This is a genomic window from Cupriavidus sp. 22TCCZM01-5 (assembly GCF_057798915.1).
The window spans coordinates 1-1529 of sequence record NZ_JBYOJR010000078.1; the positions used below are offsets into that span (position 1 = coordinate 1).

Here is a 1529-nt window from a genome sequence, read left to right on the forward strand (position 1 = left end):
GAAACCAAACTCAACGCACGCTCCGAAGCGTTCAAGGCCAACGCCGAAGCCATGCAGGCGCTGGTGGCCGACCTCAAGGCCAAGGTGGCGAAGCTGGCCGAAGGCGGCGGCGATGCCGCGCGCGACAAGCACCTGTCGCGCGGCAAGCTGCTGCCGCGTGACCGCGTGCAGCAACTGCTGGACCCGGGCACCCCGTTCCTGGAGCTGTCGCAGCTCGCCGCGTATGACATGTACGACAATGCCGCGCCGGGCGCCGGCATCATCACCGGCATCGGCCGCGTGGCCGGGCAGGAATGCGTGATCGTCTGCAACGACGCGACCGTGAAGGGCGGCACCTACTACCCGATGACGGTCAAGAAGCATGTGCGCGCGCAGGAGATCGCCGAGCAGAACAACCTGCCGTGCATCTACCTGGTCGACTCCGGCGGTGCCAACCTGCCGAACCAGGACGACGTGTTTCCCGACCGCGACCATTTCGGCCGCATCTTCTACAACCAGGCCAACCTGTCCAAGCAGGGCATCCCGCAGATCGCCGTGGTGATGGGTTCTTGCACGGCCGGCGGCGCCTATGTGCCGGCGATGAGCGACGAATCGATCATCGTCAAGAATCAGGGCACCATCTTCCTCGGCGGCCCGCCGCTGGTGAAGGCGGCCACCGGTGAAGAGGTCAGCGCCGAGGATCTCGGCGGTGCCGACGTGCATACGCGGCTGTCTGGCGTGGCGGACTACTTCGCGCAGAACGACCATCACGCGCTGTCGCTGGCCCGGAACATCGTGCAGCACCTGAACCGGCGCAAGCCCGACCAGATCCGCCTGCACGCGCCGGCCGAGCCGCTGTATCCGGTCGAGGAACTGTATGGCGTGATCCCGACCGACACGCGCAAGCCGTTCGATGTGCGTGAGGTGATCTCGCGCATCGTCGACGGCTCCGAGTTCGACGAGTTCAAGGCGCGCTACGGCACCACGCTGGTATGCGGTTTTGCGCGCATCTGGGGTTACCCGGTCGGCATCGTCGCCAACAACGGCATCCTGTTCTCGGAGTCGGCGCTCAAGGGCGCGCACTTCATCGAGCTGTGCTGCCAGCGCAAGATCCCGCTGGTGTTCCTGCAGAACATCACCGGCTTCATGGTGGGCCGCAAGTACGAGAACGAGGGCATCGCGCGCAACGGCGCCAAGATGGTGACGGCCGTGGCGACCGCACAGGTGCCGAAGTTCACGGTGATCATCGGCGGCTCGTTCGGTGCCGGCAACTACGGCATGTGCGGCCGCGCGTATTCGCCGCGCTTCCTGTGGATGTGGCCGAATGCTCGTATCTCGGTGATGGGTGGCGAACAGGCCGCGAGCGTGCTGGCGACGGTGCGCCGCGACGGCATCGAGGCGAAAGGCGGCAAGTGGAGCGTGGAGGAAGAAGAGGCGTTCAAGCAGCCGATCCGCGACCAGTACGAGCACCAGGGCCACCCGTACTACGCGAGCGCGCGGCTGTGGGACGACGGCGTGATCGACCCGGCGCAGACGCGCACGGTGCTGGG

Annotated in this window: 1 protein-coding gene; it reads left to right on the top strand. The window is 66.4% G+C overall.

Going from position 1 to position 1529, the window contains the following annotated elements:
• Positions 1-1529: carboxyl transferase domain-containing protein (locus AC3FNH_RS32465; protein ID WP_488722996.1), on the top strand; the 1529-nt coding region annotated here is incomplete at both ends.